This is a genomic window from Cohnella algarum (assembly GCF_016937515.1).
GTDB classification, from domain to species: Bacteria; Bacillota; Bacilli; order Paenibacillales; family Paenibacillaceae; genus Cohnella; species Cohnella algarum.
Genome location: NZ_JAFHKM010000002.1, coordinates 1,229,680 through 1,254,492 on the forward strand (window position 1 = coordinate 1,229,680; position 24,813 = coordinate 1,254,492).

The following is a 24,813-nucleotide window of genomic DNA, read 5'->3' on the forward strand; positions in this document are numbered from 1 at the left end:
TGCGAGAGCCGGAGTGAACGTTCCCGATCGGTTTATTTGCGGGCGGACGGCCGTTTGTTGTAGCCGCGCTCGCCGTACGGTTCGATTTTTTCCAGCCAAATTTCCTTCAGCACTTCAAGCTCGTCCTTGTACGGCTTCAAATCGGCGATGTTGTCCACATATTCCTCGCGCGGCTTGATCTGCTCCAAAATTTCGAACTCGAAATCGGCTTCTCCCAACTCGTTCCAATCCTGCTGCAGCTCCCGGTTGCTGAAATTGCCGAAATCGAGCATAAACCGGTCGCGGTTGAACGCGCCGTCAAGATCCATGCTGGCCCCGACGTACACTTTGCCGTTCGTCTTGCCGCGAATCTGGTACACGCCCATCTTGCGAAAGCTGTGCGCGTATTCGTTCGCGATTTCTTTTCTTTTCTGCTTGTCCATCTTCGTGGCTCCTTTCGTTTTTGCCGGCGCCGGCGCGCGTTTGTCCGTCTTGACCCAGTACCGGCTTCCGTCCGGTTCCCGGTCCATGAATCCGTACTCGATCAAGTACCGGCGCAGCGTGACGTAATCTCCGAAACGGCGCTTCAGCACCTCGTTGACTTCCTTTTCGGCGTATTTCCGGCCCGGCTCGAACGATCCGATCAAATGCTGCAAAATCGCCAGCTTCCGCTTTTCCTTTCGCGGAAATTCTGCGAGCGGACCGTCCGGGCCTTCCGGAAAATAGGCGCGGATCGTCTCCTCCTGCTCCCGCTCCGTCATCGCGTAGCGGTCGTCCGTCATCGTCGCCGCGGCGTGGACCGGAACGAACCGTCCGCGCCGATCCGCCTTCTCCTCCGCCAGCTCCATCGCGGCGACGAAAAGCTTGGCCTGCTTCGCCCGCTCCCGAAGCGCGAAACGATGATTCCGCACGGTGGAGGCGCTTCCGCCCAGCTCTCTTACGATCTCGTTATCCGGCAGCCCCTGGCGAAAATAGCGGAGCATCGTTTTCTGCACGTCGGTCAGGCCGGTCGCCTTCTTGTCCAAGGCCAGCAGCACCTCGAACATCGAGCCGTGCTCCGCCTCGACGTGACGTTCGGCGAATTTGGCCGCCTCGTACAATACGCCGTCCGACGGATAAACAATGCCCTTCACGAACCGCGCCCCGCAAACGAGACACGAATAAGCCTGTTCCGCCTCGCTCCATACGTATCCCCGTTTGATCTCTTCGATGGAGACATCCGGCAGGGATTCCGAAAACTCAAATTTTTTCATAGACAAACCACCACATTATTTTATTATTTATGGACAATATAACCATAACGTTTGGTTATTTCAAGTTTTTCGTAAAAAAACGCCCCCGACATAAAACGGGGTCGATCACTATCGGCCGCCGCAAAGTATGTGCATGGCGAGTTGAGACGGGCAGCCGCGACTCGATTCGATCCGCGGAAAGCCGAGCCGACTTCCGGATTGGATGGGAGATGTCGCCGGAGAAACGTCTCCGCTGTCCGGGCGGCGCGCCGCCGCCCTGCAAAAAAAAAAAAAAAAAACGCACGGAATTCCGTACGGTTTGACGAACCTATGTTATTGCCGGCCCCGAACCCCGCCGTCTCCCCACGCGCCACGGCTGAGAAAACTTCGGGATCGCACGGCCGGCCGGCGAAAAGGCTCAGGCAAACTTGCCGTTGCGATAATCCTCGTACGCCTGAACGATCTCCTCTTGCGTGTTCATGACGAACGGGCCGCGGGCGACGACCGGCTCGCGAATCGGCTGGCCGGCATAGAGCAGCGCGCGGAGCTTCGTCTCGGCCGTCAGCCGGATCTCGCTCGCCGCATGGCCCTCGGCCGATTCGAGGAACAGCACGTCGCGCGCCTCTCCCTTCGCGTCCCCGCTGCCAAAACGTCCTTCCCCTTCCAGCACGAACAAAAACCCGTTGTACGAACCGGGAAGCTCCTGCTTGACCGACGCTCCCGGCTCCAGCGTAAATTCGGCCATCGTGACGGGCACGATGTTGGCCGTGGTCGCCACGGCCTCGCCGGACGAACCGGAAAAGACCCGGATCGTCGCTCCCGGTTCGGAGCGGACCGGCATGTCGGCGGCGCGCAAATTTTGATACCGCGGCTCGGTCATTTTGTGCGAGCGGGGCAAATTGACCCACAGCTGAAGCGAATGAACCGTTTCCCCCGGCGCCGGGTCCTCCTTATGGATAACCCCGCGTCCGGCCGTCATCCACTGGGCGTCCCCCGGCAGCAAATAATCGACCTCGTTCGTTTTGGTGTCGAAATGCTCCAGCCTTCCTTCCATGACATAGGTGACCGTCTCGATTCCCCGGTGAGGGTGGAGGTCGAAGGAGTCGCGCTGAAACCAGTCCTCCGCCAAAAACAAAAACGGATCGTGCTCCTCCCACAGGCCCGGCTCCAAAATATAGCTGTTCCGATGCCCCGGACCGACCTGCCGAATGCCGGCATGCCGAACCCGGCGGATGCCGCGTGCGTAGACATTTGCTTGTTGCTCGTGCTTTTGTGCCATTTTGCGCCCTCCTCGGTCGAACGGATTGCTTTTTTTAAAGTATACACCGATTACTTATAATTTTAAAGTAACTATAGAAATTTATCCGCATTATGAACTGGAGGGAGGTTTTGGCGCGATGGTACGAGTAGCGGCAATATGGATGCGCGGTGGGCTGTTTGGGAGGTTAAACAGATGGCGGTAGCTTGCGGGTGCGCCACGGGCTGTTAAGGGAGGTTTATGCGAGGGGCGGCTTGCTTGGACTAGTGCGGGCTTCTTGGCGGACACGCGAAGGCGGTAGTTTGTTGAACCTAGACCGGATTCTTGGCAGGTTATGCGAGGGCGGCAGCTTGTTGGGACTTGAACGTGCTTCTTGGCAAGTTTGCGCGGGACCGTCTAAGCTTTCGTTGGATTTTGTCCAATCAAAAACGGCTTTTTCGCGATACTCGCCGGCTCCGTTGGATTTTGTCCAATCTGGCGAGGCTTTTTCGGAGATTTCGTCCGAACATCAATTTCCTCGTTGGATAAAATCCATTCTAGACCGAGGTTTCCCCGTTTCCCGCCCCGGCGGTTGGACAAAATCCAACATAGGCTCCTTCCGCTTGCGCCGATCTCTTCACCGTCTCGCAATTGGAATTGCATTGCACGCAGCTTCCACGAGTGGCACGAGCCAGAAACCGCACATCCCGCTAGGCCCACGGGCCGCAAGCCGCACGGCCGCTAGGCGCACCGCGCGCGGCTTCGACGCGCGGTGCGGCGTTGCCGAACCCAGTCTTCGCTTCGTCCCGGCGAAGAGTCTCGATCGTCAAAACGGCCGCTTATGACGCAAGCCGGTCAGCCGATGACGTACAGCCGGCTCGTTTCCTCCCACAGCTCGCCCGGCTCAAGGCCGATCAGCCCGATCTCCTCGGCCGGCAGGTCCACGTTCGGCGCGTTGACCAGGTTCACCTGCGGCTCGGGACAGAAAAATCCGCCCTCCGCGCCGTTGTTCCAGATCATCCACATTTTGTACGCGGTGCCGACGTCGTACACGAGCTTGACGCCGATGCGCGTGTCCGTCAGCTCCATCCGGTTGCGGCCGCCCTGCGGGCTCGCGGTGTAATGATTGTCCATCGGCTCGAAGAACGGCGATTGCCCTTCCTTGATCCGCGCCTCGGCCTCAGTCAACGGCTGGAATTTGCCGGTCGGCAGCATTCGCTCGTCCATTTCCCAGCGTTCGCCGATCGTCGCTTTGAACCGCATGTCTTCATTCGCGCTCCCCGGCGCGAACGGCGCGTTGACGGCGGTATGGAACGCCAGCAGGCACGGCATGCGCTCCGTCCCATCGTTGCGAATCCATACCCGCTGGCGCAGTCCCTCCTCCGACAGCCCGTACTCCAGCTTGATCGTGAACGCGAACGGCAAAAAAGCGTAAATCGCGTGCGAGGCGTCTACTTTGAGCGCGAGGACGACTCGGCTTTCGTTATCTTCTGCGCGAACGCTCTCGACGTTCCAGGCCGCCGTATGCAAGAAGCCGTGCAGATGGTTGCCCCGGGCGGGCTCGTTGACCGGAAATTCGAGCAGCTTGCCGTTCCACGGAAACCTGCCCCCGTCGTAACGGTTCGGCGGAAACAGCACCGGTATGCCGTGAACGCCCGGATTGGCCCGGAACGCTTCCATCCCGTCCTCTCCCGGCTCCCGCAAAAAGGCGTATCCTTTCTCCGTATCGCGAAAGGCGATCAGATTCGCCCCGATCCCCGGCAGCACCGCCGCTTCGTAAGGTCCCGACCGCAGCCATACCGCCGGCTCGCCGCAATATACGCCCTCGAATGCTTCATTCGCCATATCCAAAACGTCCTCCCGTCAACTCATGTGCTTGTACGTACATCTTCACCTTAAGATAGCACATTTGCCGCAAAAAGAGGAGATTTCGAAGCAAAGATAACCCCGCCCCGGAAGGGGCAATCCAGACAGAAGAAGATCCAGAAAATAAAGCGGGCCGAGCGGATGCAAGCCCGGCCGTCCGTACCGGTTCGGCGAAAAGTTAACGGAGCCGCCATCCGCAAAAGCCTTTGACAATGCGTGAGCGACGAGGTAACTTAAATGTTAGTCAGCTAATTATTTTAAGGGGTCGATATCGATGCTTCCGCCTTCCGAGCCACTTTCCCGTTTAATGCGCCATGCGCTCAAACGCCACCGCGATCTGGTCGACCGGCTGATCGCCCCTTACGACGTCTATCCGGGCCAGCCGCCGCTGCTGATGCAATTGTCCCGCGAGGACGGGCAAAGCCAGCGGGAGCTGGCGGGGAAAATGAGGGTCGCGCCCGCCACGCTCAACGTCATGATCGGACGAATGGAAAAAGCGGGCCACCTGCGGCGCGAATCCGACGACCGGGACCAGCGGGTGTCGCGCGTTTTTTTGACCGACAAGGGGCGGGCGGCCGCCCAAGCGGTGCAGGAAGCGCTGCAAACGGTGGAAACCCGGGCCTTTCGGGGCTTTTTGCCGGAGGAGCTGCTGCTGTTGCGCCGGTTCGTGCTGCATATGCAGGCCAATTTGGATGATGAAAATTCATTAGCCAACGAATGATTGAGGTGCCTTTTTCATGAAATGGATGTTTTCCTATTTGAAGCCTTACCGCGCGGCCGTCGTTCTCGCTCCGCTGCTGATGATTCTCGAGGTTTGCATGGACCTGATGCAGCCGCGGCTGATGGCCGGCATCGTCAATGACGGCATCCTCAAGGGGAACCTCGAGCACGTATGGCAAACCGGCGGCTGGATGCTCGCGGCCGCGGCCGCCGGCCTGATCGGAGGGGCAGGCTGCACCTACTATTCCGTTCGGGCGTCCATGGGATTCGCGACCGACTTGAGAGACGCGCTGTTTCAAAAATCGCAGACATTTACGTTCCGCAATCTCGACCGGTTTACGTCGGGCTCGCTCATTACCCGGTTGACCGGCGACGTCGTGCAGGTTCAAAACCTCGTCCAGATCATTTTGCGGATGCTGATCCGAAGCCTGTTTCTTTTCCTCGGCAGCATCGTCATGGCGCTCGCGATCAGTCCGAGCCTATCGCTGCTGCTCGCCGCCGCCGTTCCCGTGCTCTTTGCGTTTTTGTACGTGCTGCTGCGGCTGTCCGTACCGTTATACCGCGACGTGCAGAAGAAGCTGGACCGCGTCAACACCGTGCTTCAGGAAAATCTGGCGGGCATTCGCGTCGTCAAAGCGTTCGTGCGTGAGCGGTTCGAAAATTCGCGGTTCCGCAAGGCCAACGAGGAACACTACGGCATGTCGGTCCGCGCGGGCCGGCTGCTCGCCGTGAACATGCCGTTCATGACGCTTGCGCTCAATTTGTGCATCGTCGCGGCGCTCTGGCTGGGCGGGGCCCAGACGTGGGAGGGCGGCCTTGAGGTCGGCAGCCTGGCGGCGTTTTTGACGTATACGACGCAGGCGCTCATGTCGATGCTGTCGCTCGGCAATACGCTCGTGAACATTTCGCGCGCCAAAGCGTCCGCCGAGCGGATCGACGAAGTGCTGCGCACCGTGCCGGACATGGCCGAGCCGGAGGCGGACCGTTCCCGGAGCGCCGAATCTGAGGAAAAAGCCGGCGCGGCGGCTTCCCCGGTTTCGAACGGCCCCCGGCCGATCCGGGTCGCGCCGGGCCGCATCGAATTCGACAACGTCGTCTTCCGCTACCAAGCTTCCGAAGGGGAGCCCGAGCTGCAAGGCATTTGCCTGACGATCGAGCCGGGGCAAACGGTCGGCATTCTCGGCTCGACCGGCTCCGGCAAGTCGACGCTCGTCAGCCTGCTTCCGCGGCTGTACGATCCGACCGAGGGCCGCGTGCTCATCGGCGGCGTCGACGTGCGCGACATTCCGTCGGACCGGCTGCGCCAAGAGGTCGGCATCGTCCTGCAGCAGGCGATTTTGTTCAGCGGCACGATTCGGGACAACATCCGGTTCGGCCGGCCCGACGCCGCGCAGGAAGAAGTCGAGGCGGCCGCCCGGGCGGCGGAGGCGCATGACTTCATTTGCTCGTTTCCGGAAGGCTACGATACCGTCATCGGGCAGAAGGGCGTCAACCTGTCCGGCGGGCAGAAGCAGCGCATTTCCATTGCGCGGGCGCTCCTCGCCGAGCCGGGCATTCTCATTTTGGACGACAGCACGAGCGCCGTCGACCTCGCCACGGAAGCCCGGATCCGGCGGGCGCTGTCCGAACGCCTTCGGGGCTGCACCCGGCTCATCATCGCGCAGCGGGTCACATCGGTAATGGAAGCCGATAAAATCGTCGTGCTGGAGGACGGGAAAATCGCGGCCGAAGGCACGCACGAGCAACTGCTCGCCGGCAGCGCGATCTACCGCGACATTTACGAATCCCAGACGGGCAAGGAGGCGATCCGCCATGCTTAACCCGAACGCGAGGCCTCCGCGCGGGATGCCGGTCGCCAAGGAGCGCGCCCGCCATACGACGGCGACGTTAAAAAGAATATGGGACTACCTGAGCCGGAGCCGCTACGGTCTCGTCGCCGTCGTTCTGCTCGCGATCGCCGGAACCGGGGCCGGGCTCGCCGCCCCCTACCTGCTCGGCACGGCGATCGACCGGTTTATTTTGGAACGCGACCGCGAGGGGCTGCTTCGATTGTGCATGATTTTGGCGTCCATTTATGTTTTCAACGGGGTGGCCGGCTGGCTGCAGGCCCATTTGATGGCGGGAATTTCCCAGCGGACGGTCCGCAGCCTGCGCGACGATCTGTTCGCCCGCCTGCAGAAGCTGCCGGTCCGTTTTTTCGATCGGACCCCGCTGGGCGACTTGATGAGCCGGGCGACCAACGATATCGAAAACGTTTCGACGACGCTCAACCAAAGTTTTATCCAAATCATGACCAGCATGGTCACGCTCGTAGGTTCGTTGATTCTGATGCTGACCTTGAACGTCTGGCTGACGCTCGTCAGCATCGTGACGATTCCGCTCGTCACGCTGGCGACCAAGGCGATATCGGCGCGGACGCGGCGGCACTTCGCGGATCAGCAAAGGAGCCTGGGCGAATTGAACGGGTTCATTCAGGAGACGCTGGCCGGGCAAAAGGCGATCAAGGTGCTGCGCCGCGAGCGCCCGTCGATCGAGCGGTTCGGCGCCATGAACCGCGAGCTGCGGGCGGCCGGAACGAAGGCGCAGACGCTGTCGGGCCTGTTCGGGCCGGTCATGAACGTGTTCGGCCACCTGAACTTCATCCTGATCGCGGCGATCGGCGGCTGGATGGCGTTCCGGGAGTGGACCACCGTCGGCATGATCGTCAGCTTCCTGAACTATTCCAAGCAGTTCAGCGGGCCGATCAACGAACTGGCCAACCAGTACAACATGATCCAGGCCGGGGTGGCGGGCGCCGAGCGGGTGTTCGAGATCGCGGACACGGCCACCGAGCACGAGGACGAAGCCGCCGTCGGCGGACTCGACCGGGTGAAGGGCCGCGTCGCGTTCGAAGGCGTCTCCTTCGGCTACCGTCCCGACAAGCAAACTTTGCGCGACGTCACGTTTACCGCCGAGCCCGGCCAACTGATCGCGCTCGTCGGCCCAACCGGCGCGGGCAAAACGACGATCATCAACCTTCTCACCCGATTCTACGAGCTGGATGAGGGCCGCATTACGATCGACGGCAAGGACATCCGCGCCATCGACAAAAACGAGCTGCGCAGCCGGCTCGGCATCGTGCTGCAGGACGCGTACACGTTCTCGGACACCGTTCGCGAGAACATCCGGTACGGCCGCCTGGACGCAACCGACGAAGAGGTCGTCGCCGCGGCGAAGCTGGCCAACGCCGACGGCTTCATCCGGCGGCTGCCGCACGGCTACGACAGCCCGCTCGCCGCCGAAGGCGGCAATCTGAGCCAGGGCCAGCGGCAGCTGCTCACGATCGCCCGGGCGATTTTAGCCGACCCGGCCATTCTCATTCTCGACGAGGCGACGAGCAGCGTCGACACGCGGACGGAGCTGCACATCCAACAGGCGATGGCCGCGCTCATGCGCGGGCGCACGAGCTTCGTCATCGCGCACCGGCTCAACACGATCAAAAGCGCCGACCTCATCCTCGTCATCGACGGCGGCCGCATCATCGAGCGCGGCACCCATGACGAGCTGCTGGGACGGCAGGGCTTCTACGCGCGGCTGTACAACAGCCAGTTCGCGCAGCCTGCCGGTTAAACGCGCAAGGAGCGCCTTCCGAGGGAGGGCGCTCCTTGCTTCCTTTTGGTGCGGGTTTTTTTTGGGGGGGGGTTGCTGTTTCGCTGATTTGCGGCCGGTTCCGGGCGATTCCGCTGCTTTCGGCGGTTTCGTCCGCTTTTTGCTGCACGAATCCGGCTCGATACACCCGTTTAACGGCCTCCGAGGCCGCCTCGATATCCTTGACCGTCAGCACGAAGTGATCCAAACGATCGAGCTCCAATTTCAACGGTCTCGCCCCCCTTTCCCCGAATGAATCTATTCTTCTTTGATGACCAGCTTTCCGATTTTGTGCCCGATCAGCACAAGCGGGATGACAAAAAGCCCGGCAGGCGCATACGTCAAAATCTCCCGGAGCGTCAAAATCTCATCCTCGATCAACCGATAAAACAGGTAAATCCCGTAAGGAAGAAGGATCAGCACGCTCGTCACGACTCCGGGCGTAAGCGACCTGGCGAACAAAGACTGCCCCACATGCGTCAATACGTGAAAAAGCATGAGCGCGTTCGCGCCGACGAACAAAACAAAGCTTTGCCGCTCGACCGCTAAGTAGGTGACGGGAACGAAAACGACGAATTCGGTCAATACGGCCGCCGCGAACTGCGACGATTTCACGCCGGCCATACCGTTTACCAAGCCGCCGGCCCAGCCGGGCGCGATTCCTTTTATTCTGGCGCCGTGCTTTTTCCACCAGGACTCGACGAAAATGATTTCTTCCAAATCGTGAATCATAAACGCGGCCAGAAACAGCCACATCAAGGAACCGATCGTGATCGCGGATTCGACGTGAACCAAATGTTCTTCACCCTTTTTGCCGAATTTAAGCCCTGTACCCTATTATTCTGTGCATATATACTAAGCCTGGGTCTAACGACTTTTCCGAGAGATAAAAGACGCTTTCGATCACGCCTTAAATATTTCGCCATGCAAATTGTTTGCCAGGCAAAAGAATACCCTCATTTAAGGTTCGCTGGAATAAGGTTCGCCGGAAAACCTGCAAAACCTCTTTTTTCCCTCCTCCGGAACGCTTCGGCCACCCGATTTTGCCAGTTCCGGCTTTCTATGCCTGGCTTCGCTTCAGTGGATTTTGTCCAACCCAAAATGGCTTTTTTGCCGATTTCGCAAGCTTCAGTGGATTTTGTCCAATCTGGCGAGGCCTTTTGGGCAATTCCGTCCAAATTCCAAGTTCCCCGTTGGATAAAATCCACTGTAGACCGGGATTTCCCCGCTTTCCGCTCCGCCGATTGGATAAAATCCACTATACATGCAATAAACCTAACGCGAAATCCAGTACCGAGTTGGTTTGTCATTATTATTTCCTTTGACCTAATATTTTACATGTCGTTTGGATGGGGAGAGGAAAAACGAGCAACAGGGGAGGAATCGCAGAAAAAATTGCCAAAAAAAGGTTTGGATCCAAATGGTTTCGTTACGGGACTAGAATCTTCACAACCTCACGTTCATTTTTGCCTCTGCCAGGTTGAATCCGAGGGACGGTCTTGGCTTGTTTTCGCTTTTGCCTTCCCCGACTGGTTCGTTCCGTAGGTTTATTCAAGATGGCGACGAACCGCTTCCACGGGTATTGGCTGTAATGACGCAAATAACGAACAAAGTTAAACAGGGTCAACTTGTTCGGCGTTTGCCGATGCACGAGCTCGCACAACAGATAGCTAATGACGCCCAGATACAACTGAGCCCATACGGCATTCGGATCATGGTTGTGAAAGGTGATCGTCGTCAGGTGTTGCTTGATCCACTTAAAAAACAACTCAATTTGCCATCTGCAGCGATAGACTTCCCCTACGTCCGCGGCGCTAAGATCGAAGCGGTTGGTCAGCAGCCTGTAGGTCCGACCCTTCTCGTCCTGGAACTCCACCAAGCGAAACGGCCGATGGGTTTTCGTCTTCTTGTCGTAGATCGTGACGGTTGCATCCCGCAGGATCGGCGTGTCGGCCTTCACAGGGTGCTCCTGCAATACCGTGAACGTGTTGGTCGTTTTAAGTCGGGCCACAAAGGTAATGCCGTCTTTCGCCCATGCACAAAAGCGCGTGTAATTCACGTAGCCCCGGTCCAAAATGTAGGTCAGATCCTTGCGTGTCACGAGCTCATCAACCGCCATCTGATCAGAGACCCCAACCGTGGACAAGACGATCCGGTCCGGAAAGGGATTTTCTTCGTCCAAGCATAGCAGCCGAGTGTGCATCTTCACCCCCTTGGTTCGATCCTGATAAAAGGCCCAATCGCCAAACACAAACGGAAGAAGGAAACTGCTTGAATCGATAGGGGCCAGTTTACCCAAATGACCAACTCCCTTGGCGCCTGGCATCAGTTGTTGCAGTCGGGAGGCTAACCGTTCGAAGATGCACTGCAAGTAATCCAAGGGCAGTTTCGCCAGCTTTCGATTCAGCGTCGAGGCATGAACGGAAGACACGCCAGCCAGTTTTTGAAGATAAGGATCTGTAGTCAAATGGAGCTGAATATCTTCCAAGGTCTTTCGCTGCTGAATTTCCCCCTCGATACATAACAGGATGGCCGCGGTGATCGTCAATTTCTTCGCATAGCGATCCGCCAAAGGAAGTTTTCCCATATGGAGCTTAAGTTCTTTTAAACACTTGCGCATAACCGTTTTTTGGTGTATATTGCCCATGGGTTAGTTCTCCTTTGTAGGGAAATGGGCAATTTTGTCTGCTTCCTCTACAATAGGAGACTTTTTTTATTTTGGCTAGCTTCATGTCAGGTTTTTTGCATACGTAGTGGATAAAATCCAACACAGGCTCACGGTCACGGGCCTGCCACACTGGTTTGACGCACTAGCTCGCGGTCACCGGCCTCCGCCCCCAAAGCCATGCGCAACGCCCGCAAACGCCCCGCATCAAAAAAGGACAACAAGCCGCAAACCCGCGGCCCATTGTCCTCGTTCGATCAACTTCGTTCTTCAGTCCTTAACCTCACTCGGCCCCCCGCTCCCCAGCCGCTCCAGCAGCGCCAAATACTGCGCCCCGACCGCCTCGATGCCGTATGTCTTCCTCGCTTTGCGCTCGCCCTCGTCCGCCAGCCGGCTCCGCAGCCGCCCGTCGTCCAGAAGCGCGCAAATGCGATCCGCGCACGCCTCTTCGTCGTTCAGCTCGTACAACGAGACCGCCAGCTCGCCGGTCAGCAGCTCCGGCAGGGCGCCGACGCGCGGCACGACGGCCGGGCAGCGGCAGGCCATCGCCTCCAGCACGGTCATGCCGAACGACTCGTTCGTCGACGTGCTGACGTAGACGCCGCCGCCGGAAGAAACGGCGCTGTAAAAACGGTACATCGCGTCGTAATCGATTTTGGGGATCCACTCCAGATTGGCCAGCCCCATTTGCTCCGTTTTTTCCCGCAGCAGCCGCTTGACCTCCTCGGGAGCGGTGTACCCGCCGACAAGCCAAAACTTCAAATCGCTCCGCCGCTCATTCAGCCGGGCCGCCACTTCCAGAAACGACGTCCAGTTTTTGTGCGCATCCAGCTTCCCGACCCACAGCACGATTTTATCCTGCCCGGACCGCGCTGCGCCTGCGGCCGCCGGTTCGCCAAAACCGGCCCCTGACGGCGCCCCCGAATCCGGCAGTTGCCTCGACTCGCGCTCCCGACCGGACGCATCCGTTCCGCGCCCCTGCCTCGGCTCGCAATCCCGACCGGACGCATCCGTTCCGTGCCCTTGCCCCGGCTCGCGCTGCCGGCCGGACGCATCCTGCCCCCGCTCCGGAGCCGCCAATTCCGGCACCCCTGCCGCCGGATCGAACCGGAACAAATTCATATCCAGGCAGTTGTCGACCGCAATGGCCCCCGAAATGCCCATCTCTTCGAGACGCTCCTTCATATATGCGGAAGGCGTCAACACGTAGTCGAAAGGCAAATCGTCCTTCGCCTCGGCGAGCTGCCGCAGCGCGTGCTCGTACGTCGTGTGCACCTCGTGAATGACCGTCCCCGAATCGTTTGTCGACTTAAGCGCGTCGTACAGCTCGTACGTATCGATCGTGATGAGAAAATCGAAATCGTGCGCCTCGATGTACGCCCGAATCTCTTCGACGGTCGGAAGAATCCGCACCTTGTCGTAGCCTTCGAACGCAACCCGGCCGCCGTAATCCCCGACGAAGCCGAAATGAACCTCGCACCGGTCCCGCAAAAATTTCAGCCGGTTCGCGAGCTGCGTCGTCACGCCGCCGAGAATGCAAAATTGATACAAATAAAAGATTTTCATAAGCCCTCCGCTGAAAAAGGCGCCGCCCCCCGCTTTGCATCGCACCGATGCAGCACGGTTCCTTTGGCGTAGTACAAGCTGCCGTACCGATCCTCCGCCAGCAGGCGTACGCCCTCGTCCAGCACTTCGGCCCGATCGGCTTCCGGATCGTACGCGAAAAGGCGGTTCATGGATACGCCGTACAGCCGGCCGTCCCGCCAGAGCAGCTCGTTGCCCCCGCGCCAAAAATGCGTCTTCCCCGGCCAGCCGGCATCGAACAGCGAAACCGTTGCCAGCGTCCGTTTTTCCCGGGGATCGAACTTGAACAGCAAGCCGCCCGTAAGCCCCCACAGCATCCCTTCGTCGTCCGCGGCCAGCCCCGATATCGCCTTCTCGCCCGGCACCGGGACGCCTGTCCAGACCGTTTCGCGTCTTTCCCAGTCCCAAACGAGCAGCGAAGCCTCGTCCCGCGCCGGAGCGACGCCCAGCCCGCCCCATACCGAGCCGCCCGCGAACAGCAGGCGATCCCGGCACAGCAAGGAAACGACGCTTTGCTCCGGCAAAAGATGGCGGTACACTTCGACGATGCCGGTCTCCGGATCGTACAGCGTCACGGCGCCGCCATGCCGGCCGTAGCCGGGCACGGTGCCGATCGCGAGCATTCGCCCCGCCCAGGCGAAGACGAACGGCCGATCCTGCTCTTCTTCGCGCAGCGAAAACAGCATTTTCGGATTTTCGCCCGTCCGCCACGGCCTTGACGGATCGTATTCGAAAATGTTCGCCTTCGGGTACACTCCGATATACAGCCGGCCGCGCCCCGCGATCAAGCCTTCCGACTGCCCGATTCCGGCGAACGACGAGGCGATCCTTCCGGTTTCCGCATCGATTTTCGCCAATCCGCCGGCAAAATAGCCGCCGACAAACATCGAGCCCTCGGGACCGGCCGCGATCGATTGCAGGATGACGGGCTGGCCCGGAAGCTCGGGCTCGAACGTGCCGTGGCGGTCGCCCTCCGGATCGTAAACCCAGTAGCTTCCGTCCCGATGGACGCCGACGAGGCAGCGCCCCGAAGGATTCAGCGGGTGCCCGTCCAGCCAGCCGTAGTCGCCGGCCGGCTCCGGCATCGCGAGCGACGTAAACGCAAGCGACTTCGTTTCGGGATCGTAGCGGCACAGCCGGTCGTCTTTGACGAAATAAACGTTGCCGTTTACGTCGGGCCGCGATACGCTCAGCCCGGAACATCCCTCGATCCGGTCGGCCCATTCGCCGCGCGTCAGATCGTACACGAACAGCCGATTCGACGGCGTCAGCCGGGCGAACAGCTTGCCCGATACGATATTCAGATCATAGACGAGCTGCTCGCCGCCGACCTCGTCCGGCAGCGTTAGCTCGGCCTTGTCTCCCGTCACGGGATCCAGCTCGATCAGGTGCGGGGCTTGCGTTCCCATGCCGATGTAGAGCTTGTCCTCCCACGCCTCCATCGACCGCACGTACTGCTCGCCCGGCACGATGACGCCGTAGTCGCGAAAGCGGCCCGTCCGCGGGTCGTATTGAAACGCCTTGCCGCCGGGATAGCAGCCGCCGTAGATATTCCCTGCCCGGTCGACGGCGAGCCGCCAGGTGTACGTTTCCCCCGGAATGATCTCGCCCAGGTTTTCCACGCCGCGCTCCCGCGTATAGCGGTACAGGATTCCGCTCCCGCCGATATAGACGCCGCTCGGCGCATAGACAACGCCCCAGCAGTGGTCGGAGCCTTCCAGCGGAAAGCTCCCCTCCCCGACGGCTTGAAACGGATCGATCACGTGAAGCATGCACGGCGCGCCGCAGGACACCGCGTAAATCCGCTCTTTTCCGGGATCGCCGCCATAGGCCGACGCCCATACCGCCATCCCGCGAATCGGCTCGCCGATTTCAAGCGCCGCGGAAGGCGCTTCCCCTCCTCCGGCTTGCCGGTTTCCTATCGTTGTCATCTCCGTCACTCCTTGTCGGCCAGCCGATCTTCAAGCGCTTCATCGCGCCAGCCCTTATTCGGTCGCCGTATTGCGCGACGCTTCTAGGCCGGCGCCCCGGGCCGTCCTCCGCGAGGCGCGCCGCTCCTTGCCCGTTCCCCGATGCCGTTTCACCGCCCCCTATCCCTGCCGGACCGCTTCCGATTCGGCGAGCTTGTACCCCGCCGCCCCCGGATACGCGAGCAGCGCGCCGAGCAGGCTGTTCGGCGATTCCTCATAGCGGCGGTAGGCATCGGCGCAGCGGTCGACCGGAAAAACGGCGCCGATCAACGGCTTGACGGAAATATCGCCTTCCGCGATGAGCCGGATATACTCGGCCATGTTGCGTCCTTCCGTCCAACGCACGTAGCCGGCGGGATAATCGATCCCGTCCTTCTCGTACACCGGATCGTAGCGCCCGGGACCGCCCGCCCGGGAAATGAGCACCTGGGCTTCCTTGGCGAACATCAAATCCCGGGAAAAATCCGGCTTGATGTCGCCGACGATCAGCACCTTGCCGCGATCCCGGACCCATTCCAGCGCACGGTCGATCAGCTCCCCCGTTTTGCCGCCGGCGCAGACGATCGCCGCGTCGACTCCCGCGCCCGCCGTCATTTCCGCGACCTGCGCTTCGACTTCCTCCTGCGTGTACGCGACATGGCGAATGCCGAGCTCGCCGGCGATCGCCGTCCGTTCCGTCATTTTATCGTACAGCAGCACCCGGTAGCCGGCGGCTTTCGCGATTTGCGCGATCAGCTGGCCCAAAATGCCGGCCCCGACCAGCAGCAGCGATTCGCCGAATTGCAGCGACGTCTGCCGCAGCGCGTGCACGGCGATGGCGCCTAGACCGACCGTCGACGCTTCCTCCGGGCTGACGCTGTCCGGGACGGGAACGAGCAGCCGTTTCGGCATGAGCAGCCACTCCGCGTGCTTGGCGTAAGGGGCGCCGTAGCAGGCGACGCGCTGGCCGATCCGCCAGTGCTCCATTCCTTTTCCGACTTCCCGAACGATGCCCGCCGCGCTGTAGCCGAGCACAATCGGGTTCGCTTGATAAAGACCGTTCATCATCACTTCCGTTCCCGGACTGATGGCGGAATACTCGGTCTGAACGAGCGCGAAGCCGTCTTCCAGCTCCGGCCTCGGAACTTCCGACATGCGAATTTGCCCCAAATGGGAGATGACCGCCTTCATTTCCAATTCCACTCCATTCTCTCGTTCGTCGAATGGCTCCAGCGTAGGCGCTGCGCTCTATTCTTTGATCGCGCCGATCATGACGCCTTTTACGAAGTATTTTTGCAAAAACGGATAAATGACCAAAATCGGCACCGTAGCTACGATAATGGTGGCGTACTTGATCGCCTCGCTCATCCGGAACACGGCGTCCTGCGTCGCTCCGGACAGCATGTTTTGCGCCGAGGACTGGATCAAAATCTCCCGCAAAATCAGCTGCAGCGGATACAGGTTCGGGTCCTGCAAATAAATCATCGCCGAAAACCAGCTGTTCCAGTGGCTGACCGCGTAAAAGAGCGTCATGACCGCGATAACCGGCATCGACAGCGGAAGCACCATTTGCCACAAAATGCGGAAATCGTTTGCCCCGTCGATTTTGGCCGACTCGATCAGGCCTTCCGGTATCGATTGAAAAAACGTCCTCATGACGATCAGGTTGAACGCGCTCACCGCGCCCGGCAGCAAAATCGCCCAATAGGTGTCGTACAGCCCCAGCTCGCGGACGTTAAGGTACGACGGAATCAAGCCGCCGCTGAAAAACATCGTGAACACGATCAAGGCCATGAGGACGCTTTTGCCCGGTAAATTGGTCCTGGACAGCGGGTAGGCGCCCATCGTCGTCAGCACGAGGTTGATCAGCGTGCCGGCGACGACGTAAATCATCGTATTTCCGTAGGAGCTCCAGATTCTGTCGTCATCGAAAACGAGTTTGTAGGCATCGATGGTGAAATCGATCGGCCAGAACGTCACCTGCCCCGAGGCGATGGCGTAGGGATCGCTGAAGGAGGACACGAGCACGTACCACATCGGATATAAAAACGCGAACGAACAAACTAGCAAAAATACCACGTTCAAGCCGTCAAACACGATTTCTCCCGGACTGCGTTTCGTAACCAACGCTCTCCCCCCTTACCACAAGCTGTTCTTCGTCGTTCTCCGGCTGATGGCGTTCGCCACGACCAGCAACGTGAAGTTGATGATGGAATTGAACAGGCCGACCGCGGCCGAGAAGCTGTAGTCCGCTTCCATCACGCCCCGTCTGTACACGAACGTGGAGATGACGTCCGCCGTCTCGTACGTTCCCGGGTTGTAGAGCAGAATGATTTTGTCCCAGCCGACGCTAAGCAAATTGCCGATGTTCAAAATGAGCAAAATCAGCACGGTAGGAAGAATGCCCGGCAACGTAATATGAATAAGCTGCTTCCAGCGGTTTGCCCCGTCCACGACGGCCGCCTCGTACAGGTTCGGGTTGATGCCCGACAACGCGGCCAAATAAATGATCGAATTCCAGCCAACGCTTTGCCAAAGTCCCGATCCGACGTAAAGCGTCCGGAACCATTCGGGCAGGATCAGAAATTGAATCGGCTCCGAGATCAGTCCGAGGCCGACCAGCAGGCTGTTGATGATGCCGTCGGACTTCGTAAAATCGATGATCATGCCGCAGATGACGATGAGCGAAATAAAGTGAGGCAAATACGAAATCGTTTGCAAGACCGACTTCATCTTGCGGGAGCGAAGCTCGTTCAGCAGCAGCGCAAAGACGATCGACGCCGGAAAAATGATAATGAGCGAATAAAAGCTGATGAGGAACGTGTTTCTCAGCAGCCGCCAAAAGTAGTAGCTTTCGAAAAACTTTTCGAAATGCTCGAAGCCGACCCAAGGACTGCCCCAAAAGCCGGCGTACGGGTTGAAATCCTTAAACGCGATAATCAATCCGTACATCGGTTTATACTCGAAAATGAGAAAATACAGCATCGTCGGAAGCAGCATCAAGTATAAATACCGGTTTGCCGCTATTCGCCTCCACGTTCGCGCGAGCTTTTTGGAGGTCGTCGGCTCTTTCGGCCGGCTGGCCAACGTTTTTGCGGTCATGGCCATAGGTCGTCTCCTTTCGGGATGCGAGGGGTCAAAGAGCGGCCCCCATGCCGTGGGGAGCCGCTCTTATCCCATCGAAATTTGCCCTCGGATCAGTTTCCGTTAAACCGATCGTAAGCGGACTGGTATTGAGCCAGCACTTCTTTGATGCCCATTTTTTCAAGCTGCGCGATCACTTGATCGTAGGTGTCCGGCGAAGTGCGGCCCATGATCATTTGGTTGATCGTTTCGGTCACGTACGTCTGGATGTCGGCCATGAGCGGAGTGACGATGTCGTTCTCCTCCGAGGTGAACTTGACCGGCGGGAGCTTTTTGTCGTATTCGAGGTAGTCCGCGTACAGCTCGAGCGGATTTTCCGTTTGCCCGTTCGCGACGCGGATCTGCTCGGAATAGCGCGTATCCGCGACCGTCGACCACGTTCCGCCGCCGATCGTATGGTTCAGCAGCTCTTGCGTATTCGTCAGGCCGTTCGTCGGATACAGCACCTCTTGCTTGAATACCGGTTGGCCGTCCACGATGTCGTACGATTGGCCTTCGACGCCGAAGTTGTTTAGCAGAATGCCTTCTTCGGAGTATTGGTAATCCAGCCATTTGACGACTTCTTCCGGATTTTTCGTTTGCGAGGAGACGGCAAGGCCTTGATCGCCCACCTGCCAGCGGAAGGACACGTGTCCCCGGTCTCCGTTCGGGCCTTCCGGCGGCAATACCGGCGAAATTTTGAACGTGTCGTGCTTGCCGGCCATGAGCGTCGTGAAGTTGCCCATATAGGAGCCGGACCAGCCGAACCAGGCGCCGGCCACGTCGGTCGTCACCTTTTCCGTCAAGGTGTCGAACGTCGTGTCGACCAGGTATTCCGGATCGAGCAGCTGTTCGCTGTACAAGCGGTTGAGGAACGTCACGACATCCTTGAACCGCGGGTCGGCAGGACCGTATTTGACCTGGCCGTCTTCGACGAAGAACGGGCTGTTCATGCCGACCGGAACGCCGAATGCGGGCGCGAACAGCATGACGATGTTGTCCAGGAACACCGAAACGAGCGGGATTTCGTCTTTTTTGCCGTTGCCGTTCGGATCCTGCTCCCGGAACGCCTTCAGCACGTTGTACCAGTCTTCGGTCGTCGCCGGCTGCTGGAGATTCAGCTTATCCAGCCAGTCCTGACGGATTTGCGGGAACATTTGCACGAGGTCCTTCGACTCCAGAATGAGGTTGGGCATGTAGTAAATGTGCCCGTCCGGCGTCGTCAATTGGCCGCGAATGTCGGGGTTTTCATCCAAAATCTTCTTGAAGTTCGGCGCATGCTGCTCGATCAGGTCCTCCAGCGGAAGCAGCGCTCCCTGCTCGCCGTATTTGACCGCGTCCGCGCTCCATCTTTCGTAATAGATCATGTCAGGCAGCGATCCGGACGACATCAGCAGCGTGAACGCATCGGCGCTCGCGCCTTCCGCCGCGTGCTGGAAGTCGATGTGAACGTTCGTGTTCTCTTCCATTTTCTGAAACGAGGCTTTCTCGTTGAAGTTCGTGCCGCGGAAGTTGCCGCCGATCGGAGACCACAAGCTGAGGTTAAGCTTTTCTTCCGCGATCGGAAGCGAAAGTCCCCCGACGTCGCGTCCCCCGGACGGCGCGCTCGGCGAAGCCGCGGACGACGAGGAAGGAGATGACGAGGCGCTCCCCCCGGAGCCTCCGTTATTGTTCCCGCTGCACGCGGATAAAACGGCGGAAATCAGAAGCAGAGCGGATAATAGCAGCGCAAACCTTTTTTTCGCCACGTTCATGGTTCAACCCCCTGTAACTTGTTCGAAGTGATAATGGATGTCCGAAAAGCCGGGCAAGGCGAACGACGCTACTTGCCTTTTAATGGAACGGTAACCTTGGAATTGATACCCAACTGATTTATCATCACCCTCTTTTGGTTGGTCAAACCGTTAATCTGATTCCCAACTGATGTACACATTATATTTCACACCCATTCGAGTGTCAATATAATTGTTATAAACATGACCTTAGTAGTTATATTTATTAACATAAATAAGCGCATATCAAAGAGAATTCGGCTGGAAATCGCGAAAATAAAAGGAAATATGTTGGAATTCACGCATTAGAACGAGTTGGCACAAAATAATAAGCGCTTTCATTTTAACATGAATCGGAAGTTGCGGGAAGAGCATTAAGTTATTATACTGACTCACAACGAACATTATAACTTATACATTGTAAATTAGAAATACATCAATTGATGTTTTTTTGAAAATTTGCCGTTGCTGCGCAAGTTGCGTCTCCTCGCTCGCAGGCTTACGGCTGAGATTTTCGCCATTGCATTCGGCGAAAACGCGTTTCGGAATCGCCGGAGGGGTCCGCATCGGTTCGCCGATTTTAGCGCCGTATCGCGAATCGGATTTTCCGGCAGCCGCTTTCTTTCGCCTCTCAAGCTGACGAATCGCTCACCTGGCCTGCCGGGGCCTTCGTCCGTTCCGAACCCCCGCCAGCCGCCGAACGCCACAACTTTTTCCGCCTTTGCCGGACCGGCTCTCCTTGCTCCGCCTGGCTTCATTGGATTTCGTCCAACCAAGGCCGGCTTTTTCGCCAGATCCGCCGTCTTCGTTGGATTTTGTCCAATCGGGCAAGGCCTTTTTGGAGATTTTGCCCGGAATCTCCCTCTCTCGTTGGATAAAATCCACTGTAGACCGAAGTTTTCGCGATTCTCGCTCCGCCGATTGGATAAAATCCAACATAGGTTGCCTAAGCTGGATTCTTACCGTATGAACGACAGCCGCCAACCCCAACAACACCTGCAAGTTTCTAAAATTCCCGGAAGCGCCGACACCCCTCTACTAGTCCCGCTATCCCCCTGGCCATTACCGAATCTGCCTACTTTTCCCTGCTAATTCACGCTAACCTCTGCCATTCACGTTCCCCCAGCTATTTACGCTAACCTCTGCTAAATCCCCCTTGCTTCTCCCCGCAATTCACACTAACCCCTACGAAAACTCTACTTGCCATGAAAAAAAGCGAAAAAGCCGGACGGCATCCGGCTTTCTCGCTTATTCGCCGCGATTGCGGCATCGGTCAATGACGCCCGCCATACGGCCTGCCGCGCCATCCTTGCGGTCAAATCGCGCGGCATTTTGCCAGCTTATAATCGCCATGCTGCCCGTCACGCCCATCCGGTCTTGCCGACCGCGCGGAGACGAGCGCTTAGCTTTCCAGGGAAACCGAGCTTCCGCTGCCCGGAACGTCTCCGGGCGCCGCCTTCGCCTTGCTTCCCATGAAGGGCCACCAGTTCGCTTCGCCGAACATGCGGACCATGACCGGAATGAACAACGGCAGCATCACCAGTGCGTAAAGGAACAGCCCGGACAACACGATGGTCGCGATTTGCAGCAAGGACAGAACCCCCGAGGGGAGCATTGCCGCGAACGTGCCGCCGAGAATGACGGCGGCGGACATGATGACCGTGCCCATGCTTTTCATCGCGCTAAGGATCGCTTCCTGCGGTCCCATGTGACGGTTCTCCTTGAAGCGGTCCATCAGGAAAATGCTGTAATCGACGCCGAGCGCCATCAGCATGACGAAGCCGAAAAACGGCACGACCCAGCTCGACCCGGAATACCCCAGCATGTCGACGAAGATCAGCTCATTGATCGCCATCGACGTGTAATACGTCGCGAGCAGCGACAGGATCAAATAGATCGGGATGACGACGGAGCGGAACATGACGATCAAAATCAGAGCGATGCCGACCAGCATAAGTACGACAGTGCGAGAGTAGTCCGCCTGCGAAATGTTCCGCAGGTCGTTGTTGATGCTGGACACGCCGCCGATCGCATAGTTCGCGTTCTCGTAATCTGTCCCTTGCAGCGCCCGGGCAACCGCCGCTTCCACGTCTTCCGTCTTGGTCAGCGTTTCGATTTCATACGGATTGCCCGCAAAGACGACGTCGAATTTCGCCGTCTGCCGGTCTTCCGACAGGTACGTGTCGAGCGCCACCTGGAAATCCTCGTTCGCCAGCGCCTCGTCCGGCGCGAACCAACCGCCCAGCTGCGGGTCGGAGGCGGACGAAAGCTCGCCCAGGTAACCGCGGGCCGATGCCAGCCCGTCCTCGATTTGCGTCAAGCCTTCGACGCTGTCGTTCAGCCCGTCCGTCAATTGCGCCAGTTGGCCGCTCAATTGCGAGAAGCCGTCGGCAAGCTGCTGCTGCCCGTCGGCGAGCTCGCCGATGCCGACCGTCATTTCCGGCAGCCGACCGATGATTTGCCCCTGCCCGGCGGCCGCTTGCTCGATGCCCTGCTGCAGGCTGGCGATGCCCGCGGACAGCGAGCGAAGCCCTTCGGTCAGCTGCGCCTGACCCGCCGCCGCTTGCGCAAGGCCGCCGTTGGCCTGGCCGAGCCCTTGCGAGATGCCCGCAAGCTGCTCGTTCAACTGCGCATATTGCGCCCCGATCTGCTCGGCGCTGGCCGCAAGCTCCGCGACCGCTCCTTGCGCCCGGAGAAAATCCTCATCCTGCCGCAGCTCCGGATATTTGTCCGCCAGGCCTCCGAGCCCTTGCCCCAGGTCGGACAGCCCGGCCGCAAGCCCCTTCTGCGCTTCCGCCGCCTGATTGTATCCCTGCGTCAGCTGTTCGAGCCCCGATCCGAGCTGATCGTAGCTGCCCGACAACTGCGCGCTGGCGGCCGCGAGCCGCTCGGCGCTTGCCAGCGCCTGCTTGAGCCCGTCGTTCAGCTCTCCGGCGCCGGCCGAGCCGTCCTTCAGCCCCTGCTCGATGCGCTTCAACCCGGCCCCAAGCTCCCCGATTCCCGCCTTCAGCGAATCGGTGCCGGCCGCAAGACGCTGCGCCCCCTCCGCAGCGTTTTCCAGCTGCGGGGCCTGCTCGACCAGACTGTCGCCCGCGCTCTTCAAGCCGGAGGCGACCTGGCCGATTCCGTCGGCTCCTTCTCCGAGGCCGCTGTCCAGCGTTTCCGCCTGATTGGCGACCTGGAAGTCGGCGAGCGCCTCGCCGGTCGGGCGGGTCGCGCTGCGGACCGCCTTCACGCCGTCCACTTTCGCAAGCTCGCGGGACACCTGCTCGATCATCGCGAGCCCGTCCGTATCGTCAAGCGGTCTTTCGCTTTTCAAAACGACGGTGGACGGCAGCGAATCGCCCGGTCCGAAGCTGCCGGAAATCAGATTGAACGCTTTGACGGAATCGTATTTGTCCCCGATTTCATCAAGCGAATTGTAGGAAACGTCCCCTTTGTACGAAACGAGCAGCGGCACGAGAATGACGCCCAGGATCGCCAGGGACCAGAGCGGGCGCCGCAGCGAAAACTTGCCGACCGCTCCCCAGACGCGGCTCGGCTTATGCTCCAGCGCGCCGCGCGACGGCCAGAAAATCGCCGGCCCGAGCACGGCCATGAAGAACGGCACGAGCGTAAGGAGCGCCACCAGCAACACGGCGACGCCGACCGCGACCGCGACCGCGGACCGGTAAAGCCCGAATGTCGAAAAGCCGATGGCGGAAAACCCGACCAGCACCGCAAGCCCCGAGACGAGCACCGTCCGGCCCGACGTGCGGTAAGTCGCCGCGATCGCCTCCAGCCGGTCCGCCCCGTGCGCGAGCTCCTCTTTGAACCGGCTGATCAGCAAGATGCAATAGTCCGTCCCGATGCCGAACATGACGGCGACCAGGAAGATTTGCGTAAAGTTCGAAAGCGGAAAATCCATGTACTTGACCAGGAACGCCACGACCGACTGCGAAGCGATATAGCTGATCCCGATCGTCAGCAGCGGGATGAACGGAGCGACCGCCGAGCGGAACACGACGAACAGAATCGCCAGGATGAATACGACCGTAATCCATTCGGTCTTTTTCAGGCCTTCCTCCGAACTTTGAACGACATCCTCCTGGATGACCCAGTTGCCCGTCAAGTAGTGATCGACAGGCACGTTCGCCAGCGCCTCGTACAGCGATTCGGAAGCTTCTTCGTTCGTCCTGCCGTCCATCGTCACGTTCGCCAGCGCCAACACCGTCGTCCCATCCTCGGACACCATCTGGGACGCCAGCTCCGGCGTATCGAAATGCTGGATCAGCGAGGCGACGCCGAGCTCATCCTGACGCGCCTTGAGCGACTCCAGCCCGGTACGGATCGCCTCCATGTCGCGATCGTCCAAACCTTCGCCGTCGTGAAACACGAGGACGGTCGACTGGCCGCCCTGTCCCGATCCTTCGCCCGCCATCTCGTCCAGCATGGCCGCGGCGTTGGTCGACGAGTACCCGTCCGGCACTTCGATTTGCCCTTTCTCGCGAACGAGCTCTTGCATGTTGGGGGCGGTCAGTACGAGCGCCGCGACTCCCGCAATCCACAAAACGAGCACAAGCCATCTGAGTTTGACGATTGTCTTCATGAGCCTTAACCCCTCTCTTGCCTGTAAACTAATACATCCGCCAGCTTCTCGTAAGTCGTCAGAAACCGGTCGGCTTCCTCATCCGTGAACGAAACCAGGTAATCGGCCAGCAAATGATCCACCTTCTCCCCCAGCTCCTCAGCCAGGCGCCTGCCTTCCTCGGTCAGCAGAAGCGAGATGACGCGCCGGTCCTTCTCGTCCGGGACCCGCAGCACGAGCTGCTTGTCGAACAGGCGGGTCATAATCGCGGTAATCGAGCTCTTGCCGACGCAAAACGCCTCCGCCAGCTCGGTGGACGTGCACTTGCCGTGCGTCAGCAAATAGTCCGTAATGAAATACTGGTCGACCGTCAAATCTTCCGGCATCAGTTCCTTGATCAGCGAATGCAGCCTTCGCTGAACCGTAAACATCGTGCGCTTGTAGCGGTCGATCGCCTGCTTGCGCACCTGATTGTCCATAATAGTTTCACCC

The 24,813-nt window shown here is 59.2% G+C and carries 16 protein-coding genes and 1 pseudogene; 3 read left to right on the plus strand and 14 right to left on the minus strand.

All coding sequences use genetic code 11. From position 1 onward, the window contains the following. Positions 1 to 470 precede the first annotated feature (470 nt). The 3 genes and pseudogenes from JW799_RS28330 to JW799_RS05610 form a co-directional block, all read right to left on the minus strand. A pseudogene (locus tag JW799_RS28330) lies at positions 471 to 1,232 on the minus strand (DUF2087 domain-containing protein); the annotation flags it as partial. A gap of 397 nt (positions 1,233 to 1,629) precedes the next feature. Further along, a complete protein-coding gene (locus tag JW799_RS05605) occupies positions 1,630 to 2,490 on the minus strand; it encodes a pirin family protein (protein ID WP_205428986.1) in 861 nt (286 codons plus the stop codon). An 813-nt stretch (positions 2,491 to 3,303) separates the two neighbouring features. Then, the gene (locus JW799_RS05610) at positions 3,304 to 4,293 is read right to left on the minus strand and encodes an aldose 1-epimerase (RefSeq protein WP_205428988.1); all 990 of its coding nucleotides are present in this window, start codon (positions 4,291 to 4,293) and stop codon (positions 3,304 to 3,306) included. 295 nt (positions 4,294 to 4,588) lie between these two features. On the opposite strand from JW799_RS05610, the gene JW799_RS05615 reads away from it, so the two are divergent. Genes JW799_RS05615 through JW799_RS05625 form a run of 3 tightly spaced genes read left to right on the plus strand, consistent with a single transcriptional unit; the run spans position 4,589 to position 8,643 of the window. Next, on the plus strand, positions 4,589 to 5,035 hold the full coding sequence (locus tag JW799_RS05615) for a MarR family winged helix-turn-helix transcriptional regulator (RefSeq protein WP_080832683.1): 447 nt from the start codon (positions 4,589 to 4,591) through the stop codon (positions 5,033 to 5,035). A 16-nt stretch (positions 5,036 to 5,051) separates the two neighbouring features. After that, positions 5,052 to 6,854, plus strand: coding sequence for an ABC transporter ATP-binding protein (locus JW799_RS05620; RefSeq protein WP_205428990.1), 1,803 nt, complete (start codon positions 5,052 to 5,054; stop codon positions 6,852 to 6,854). Then, complete coding sequence (locus tag JW799_RS05625; RefSeq protein ID WP_205428993.1) at positions 6,847 to 8,643, plus strand: ABC transporter ATP-binding protein; 1,797 nt, start codon at positions 6,847 to 6,849, stop codon at positions 8,641 to 8,643. Before JW799_RS05620 ends, JW799_RS05625 begins: the two co-directional genes overlap by 8 nt. 276 nt (positions 8,644 to 8,919) lie before the next feature. On the opposite strand, the gene JW799_RS05630 is transcribed toward JW799_RS05625, so the two are convergent. The 11 genes from JW799_RS05630 to JW799_RS05680 all read right to left on the minus strand — a co-directional run bounded on the left by JW799_RS05630 (position 8,920) and on the right by JW799_RS05680 (position 24,800). Beyond that, positions 8,920 to 9,456 carry an HXXEE domain-containing protein gene (locus tag JW799_RS05630; RefSeq protein ID WP_240353154.1) on the minus strand — a complete coding sequence of 179 codons (537 nt, stop codon included), beginning with the start codon at positions 9,454 to 9,456 and terminating at the stop codon, positions 8,920 to 8,922. A gap of 161 nt (positions 9,457 to 9,617) precedes the next feature. Further along, on the minus strand, positions 9,618 to 9,971 hold the full coding sequence (locus JW799_RS05635; RefSeq protein WP_205428995.1) for a hypothetical protein: 354 nt from the start codon (positions 9,969 to 9,971) through the stop codon (positions 9,618 to 9,620). A gap of 119 nt (positions 9,972 to 10,090) precedes the next feature. Next, positions 10,091 to 11,308: an IS4 family transposase gene (locus JW799_RS05640; RefSeq protein ID WP_205428997.1), complete on the minus strand. Its 1,218-nt coding sequence runs from the start codon at positions 11,306 to 11,308 to the stop codon at positions 10,091 to 10,093. Between the two features lie 288 nt (positions 11,309 to 11,596). Further along, complete coding sequence (locus JW799_RS05645; protein ID WP_205428999.1) at positions 11,597 to 12,892, minus strand: glycosyltransferase family 4 protein; 1,296 nt, start codon at positions 12,890 to 12,892, stop codon at positions 11,597 to 11,599. Further along, positions 12,889 to 14,841 carry a ligand-binding sensor domain-containing protein gene (locus JW799_RS05650; RefSeq protein ID WP_205429001.1) on the minus strand — a complete coding sequence of 651 codons (1,953 nt, stop codon included), beginning with the start codon at positions 14,839 to 14,841 and terminating at the stop codon, positions 12,889 to 12,891. Before JW799_RS05650 ends, JW799_RS05645 begins: the two co-directional genes overlap by 4 nt. Before the next feature lie 159 nt (positions 14,842 to 15,000). Beyond that, positions 15,001 to 16,062 (minus strand): zinc-dependent alcohol dehydrogenase, encoded by a 1,062-nt coding sequence (locus JW799_RS05655; protein WP_338026225.1) that lies wholly within the window; start codon positions 16,060 to 16,062, stop codon positions 15,001 to 15,003. Between the two features lie 45 nt (positions 16,063 to 16,107). Next, positions 16,108 to 16,986 carry a carbohydrate ABC transporter permease gene (locus tag JW799_RS05660; protein WP_080832689.1) on the minus strand — a complete coding sequence of 293 codons (879 nt, stop codon included), beginning with the start codon at positions 16,984 to 16,986 and terminating at the stop codon, positions 16,108 to 16,110. Between the two features lie 12 nt (positions 16,987 to 16,998). After that, positions 16,999 to 17,967, minus strand: coding sequence for an ABC transporter permease (locus tag JW799_RS05665; protein WP_080832690.1), 969 nt, complete (start codon positions 17,965 to 17,967; stop codon positions 16,999 to 17,001). Between the two features lie 89 nt (positions 17,968 to 18,056). Further along, complete coding sequence (locus JW799_RS05670; RefSeq protein ID WP_205429003.1) at positions 18,057 to 19,736, minus strand: extracellular solute-binding protein; 1,680 nt, start codon at positions 19,734 to 19,736, stop codon at positions 18,057 to 18,059. 1,420 nt (positions 19,737 to 21,156) lie between these two features. Next, entirely contained in the window at positions 21,157 to 24,342 is a 3,186-nt protein-coding gene (locus JW799_RS05675) for an MMPL family transporter (protein ID WP_205429005.1), read from the minus strand. Positions 24,343 to 24,347: 5 nt separating this feature from the next. Continuing rightward, positions 24,348 to 24,800 (minus strand): MarR family transcriptional regulator, encoded by a 453-nt coding sequence (locus tag JW799_RS05680; protein WP_080832694.1) that lies wholly within the window; start codon positions 24,798 to 24,800, stop codon positions 24,348 to 24,350. Positions 24,801 to 24,813: the final 13 nt, after the last annotated feature.